Source organism: Streptosporangium sp. NPDC003464 (genome assembly GCF_053588315.1).
Window position 1 is genome coordinate 1 of the sequence record NZ_JBSFPS010000455.1, and the last position, 4,168, is coordinate 4,168.

At 71.9% G+C, this 4,168-nt stretch carries 6 protein-coding genes; 4 read left to right on the forward strand and 2 right to left on the reverse strand.

Going from position 1 to position 4,168, the window contains the following annotated elements; translation table 11 throughout:
- Positions 1–106: 106 nt before the first annotated feature.
- The gene (locus tag ACWDS7_RS46985) at positions 107–670 is read left to right on the forward strand and encodes a hypothetical protein (protein WP_451934597.1); all 564 of its coding nucleotides are present in this window, start codon (positions 107–109) and stop codon (positions 668–670) included.
- On the opposite strand, the gene ACWDS7_RS46990 is transcribed toward ACWDS7_RS46985, so the two are convergent.
- Positions 645–1,202, reverse strand: a complete 558-nt coding sequence (locus ACWDS7_RS46990; protein WP_451934598.1) for a TetR/AcrR family transcriptional regulator — start codon at positions 1,200–1,202, stop codon at positions 645–647. The two genes, ACWDS7_RS46985 and ACWDS7_RS46990, sit on opposite strands and share 26 nt — an antisense overlap.
- Before the next feature lie 92 nt (positions 1,203–1,294).
- On the opposite strand from ACWDS7_RS46990, the gene ACWDS7_RS46995 reads away from it, so the two are divergent.
- Both ACWDS7_RS46995 and ACWDS7_RS47000 read left to right on the forward strand, forming a co-directional pair.
- The gene (locus ACWDS7_RS46995) at positions 1,295–1,582 is read left to right on the forward strand and encodes a putative quinol monooxygenase (RefSeq protein ID WP_451934599.1); all 288 of its coding nucleotides are present in this window, start codon (positions 1,295–1,297) and stop codon (positions 1,580–1,582) included.
- 13 nt (positions 1,583–1,595) lie between these two features.
- The gene (locus tag ACWDS7_RS47000; protein ID WP_451934600.1) at positions 1,596–2,237 is read left to right on the forward strand and encodes a DUF2867 domain-containing protein; all 642 of its coding nucleotides are present in this window, start codon (positions 1,596–1,598) and stop codon (positions 2,235–2,237) included.
- On the opposite strand, the gene ACWDS7_RS47005 is transcribed toward ACWDS7_RS47000, so the two are convergent.
- Positions 2,122–2,937, reverse strand: coding sequence for a CPBP family intramembrane glutamic endopeptidase (locus ACWDS7_RS47005; protein ID WP_451934601.1), 816 nt, complete (start codon positions 2,935–2,937; stop codon positions 2,122–2,124). The genes ACWDS7_RS47000 and ACWDS7_RS47005 overlap by 116 nt on opposite strands.
- Positions 2,938–3,028: 91 nt before the next feature.
- Here ACWDS7_RS47005 and ACWDS7_RS47010 point away from each other — a divergent pair.
- A partial coding sequence (locus ACWDS7_RS47010) for an FAD-dependent monooxygenase (protein ID WP_451934602.1) occupies positions 3,029–4,168 on the forward strand: 1,140 nt, incomplete at its 3' end.

Consider the following 4,168-nt stretch of genomic DNA (forward strand, 5'->3'; position numbering starts at 1 on the left):
CTCGACGCGCCGGTGGCGCCCGCTCCCAGTTTTGGCCGCCCCGCCGGGCCCGCCTTCTATACGCCACCGTATATTTGGACCATACGCAACCGTATGGAGGCTCCTCATGCCCGGCAATCTCCCTCTCACCGACCGGTTCATGCCGTTCCCCGATGCCACCGAGCGTCACTCGATCCTGATCCCCGCCTCCCGCGACCAGATCTGGTACGCGATCAAGCACCCCAACCCCGCCGACATCCGCTTCGCCAAGCCGCTGTTCGCCCTCCGCGACCTGGTCTCCCGGCTGCGCAACGGCCACGGGCAGCTCGATCTGCCGAACTTCGCCACGCTCGCCGAGGACCCGGGGCGCGAGGTGGTGGACGGGGTGATCGGCCAGTGGTGGCGGCTGGGACGGGCGGAGAACGTCTCCTCGGTCACCGACGCCGACAGCTTCCTCGCCTTCGACCGTCCCGGCTTCGCGAAGGCCACCTTCAGCTTCTTCCTTGAGGACAGGGACGACGGATGCGTCCGCCTTGTCACCGAGACGCGCATTCAGGCCACCAGTCCGGAGGCGCGGCAGGCGTTCCTGCGGTATTGGCTGCTGATCCGGCTAGGGAGCGGCTTCGTCCGGCGGGTCATGCTTTCGGCCATCCGCACTCGGGCGCTCAAGGCTGGCGACTGTCGAGGATGATGCCGGCGGCGCGGGCGCGGACCTGGGCGGGGGGGCGGCCCTGGTGTTCGGCGGCCAGGAAGTGGTGGCCGATGCTCAGGCAGAAGGCGAGCAGGCTGCGCGCCTCGACCTCGTCGGGATCGGCGCAGAAGGTACCGATCTGCGCGCGCAGCAGGTCCATGCGCCGGTTGTCCACGCGCCGCAGGCGTTCGGCGACGGCCTCGTCGCGGCGGGCCCAGTCGCGTACCGCCAGGTCGATCGGCAGCAGCCGGCCGGAGAGCGTGAGGCGGCCGGCCAGCAGGACCTTGGCGCGGGCGTCGCCGTCCGCGCGTTCCACCTGGTCGAGGACCTCGTCGACGCTCTCGCGCTCCCACGTGTCGAGCATCGCCTCCAGCAGCGTGTTGCGGTCGGTGAAGTAGCCGTAGAAGCCGCCCTTGGTCACCCCCAGCGTCTTGGCCAGCGCCTCGACGCGGACCGCGTCGACGCCGGCCGCGGCCAGCGTCCGCAGCCCCTCCTCGATCCACTTCTCGCGCGGGGTGCGCAATGCGCCCATCTGTGGTCCACCTCAACTGCTCGTTGTACGCACCCGTACAACGGATCTAACGTTGTCTTATACGCAACCGTACAACCTGAGAGGACATCGTCATGCCGTTCGGCTTCGTCGCCTTCCACTACCCCGCGCCCGAGCACGTCGAGGAGTTCGTCGGGCTCTGCCACCAGGTCGCCGAGGCGTCGCGGACCCAGCCGGGCTTCCTGTCCGTCGGGGTCTGGACCACCCCGGACGGGAAGGCCGTCGTCACCACCGGCTCGTTCGCCTCGGAGGAGGACTTCCGGGCGGCGTCCGGCGTCGCCCGCGAGCTCGGCGCGACGCCCGACGGCCTGAGCGACCTGGAGGTCCGGCCCCGCGAGGTCCACTTCCTCGTGTCGCGGTGACGGAGGGCCCGAGATGTCACAGAGGCTCCCTGTCACCGAGCACTCCTCGCGGCCGTGGCGCATCCACGAGATCGCGCCGGACTTCCGCGTCGAGGACGTGTGGGCCTTCCGCACGCCGGGCGCGGGACCGGACGACTTCCCCGCGATGCTGGTGGCGCTGCGCACCAGCAACGCGCCCCGGTACCAGACCGCGCCGGTCCGGTTCCTGTTCGCGGTCCGCTGGAAGGTGGGCGCGCTGTTCGGCTGGGACGACCCCGAGGCGGGCCTGCGCGGCCGGGTCCGCTCCCTGCGCGACCGCCTGCCGGACGACCTGCGCCGGACGCCCGGTGTGAAGGATCTCAACATCCCGTTCACGCCGGTCTACGAGATCGCCGGCGAATCGGCTCAGGAGCTGGCCAACAGGACCGTCCACACCGTCTGCCACCTGGGCTGGGTGCCGGCCGCCGGCGGCGGGTACGAGCTGCGCATGGCGGCCCTGGTCAAGCCCAACGGCCTGTTCGGCAGGATCTACATGGCCTTCATCAAGCCGTTCCGCTACCTCATCGTCTACCCCGCCATGACCCGCAGATGGGAGCGGGCCTGGCGCGACCGGGATCGTGCGGCGGTGGTTCACGAAGGAGGTGGACGCCCAGCGGCACCGCCACGAGCGTGGTGAACAGCGCCGCGCACGCCACCACGGTGACGTCGGTGGCGTAGCCCGGCAGCAGCGACGGCACCACGTTCAGCATGGCGTGGAACACCACCGCGGACGGAACGCTTCCCCCGGAGCCGCGGTGGACCCACACCATGATCACGCGGGCGGCGACCGTGCCGAGGAACCACCAGGCCGTCCAGGCGGGCGACCGGCCGGCCTGGACCAGCGGCACGAGATGCCAGACCCCCCACACCGTCCCCAGGACGACGGCCGCCCCCAGCGCCCCGAGCCGCCGCCGGAGCGGGTCGGTGGCGTACGCCGTCCAGCCCGCCTCTTCGGCCGCGGCGCTGACCAGGAACACGGCGAACAGCAGCGGCGCGGCCACGAGCGGGGCGTGCGCTCCCCCCTCGGCCCCGACCGCCGAGGCCACCACGTACGAGGGCACCATGACGGCGGGAACCAGCAGGAAGGCGGCCCCCAGCCACGCCGCCCCGGCCCGCCCTCGCGGGACGAGGGTAGTCGTGACCAGGCGCAGAACCGTCCCCCCGTGGCGACGCGACAGGACGGCGGCCGCGACGAACGGGCAGACGAACATGAGCGCCCCGACCGGCAGGTCCATCGGAAGCCCGGGAAGCTTCGCGCCGGACGTCCCCGCCACCCAGAACGGCGCCGCCAGCGCGAAGACGACCCCGAAGAACACCATCGGCGACCGGCTGTCCATCCCCACCTCGTCCCTGTTCGACCCCTTTGATAGAGTCCCAAGGCCATACCATACGAGATGGTATGGAGGTTTCACAGGAAGGGGCATGGTTGTGACTTCCTCATCCGCGCTCGTCGTCGGCGGCGGCATCGGCGGTCTGGCCACCGCGATCGGGCTGCACCGTAACGGCTGGCAGGTGACGCTTCTGGAGCGTGCGCCGTCGTTCCGGCCACTGGGCTCAGGCATCACCCTGGCGCCCAACGCGGTACGCGCGCTGGACGCGCTCGGGCTGGGCATCAAGCTCCGCGCCAAGGGAATGGCCCAGGGGGCGGCCGGGCTGCGTGCGCCCTCAGGACGCTGGCTGATGCGGGCGAAGGTCGAGGCGCTCGAACCTCGCATGGGCGTACCGGCCTTCGCCCTGCACCGGGCCGACCTCCACGACCTGCTGGCTGGCGCCCTTGAAGGCGTCGACGTGCGGCTGGGGCGCACGGTCACCGGCCTGCCCGGACCGGACACGCTCGCCTTCGACGGGCCGGACGGCCCGGGCCGGCTGACCGCCGACCTGATCGTGGGAGCGGACGGCATTCGCAGCAAGCTGCGCCAGGCGCTGTTCCCCGCCCACCCGGGGCCCGCTTACGCCGGTTACGTCACCTGGCGCGGCATCGTGCCCGCCGATCGCACCCCGGCCGGGATGTCGCGGTCCATCACCGAGAGCTGGGGGCGCGGACGCCGCTTCGGCGTGATCCCCCTTGGCGACGGACGCGTTTACTGGTACGCGACCCAGTCCTGCCCCGAGGGCGGAGGTGCGGGCGACACCCTGGACCGCCTGGCCGCCAGGTACGCGCGCTGGCACCGGCCCATCCCCCAGCTCCTCGCCGCCACCCCTGACGATGCCCTGATCAGGAGCGACATCCACTCCCTGGTCACCCCTCTGGACTCCTACGTCTCGGGCCGGGTGGCCCTGCTGGGCGACGCGGCGCACGCGCTGACCCCCGACCTCGGCCAGGGCGCAGCCCAGGCGCTGGAGGACGCCGTCACTCTGACGGCGTTCCTGGGGTCCGGGGACGACGTCGAGCGGGCGCTCGCGCGGTACGACCGGGCGAGGCGGCCACGAGCGCAACAGGTCGTACGGGCCTCGGCCCAGGTCGGACGCATCATCCAGCTCCGCAACCCCGTGGCGGCGGCCGTACGGGACACGCTGGCGTCCCTGCTGCCGGCGAGCACCTACCTGAACGCGACCGTCAAGACCCTC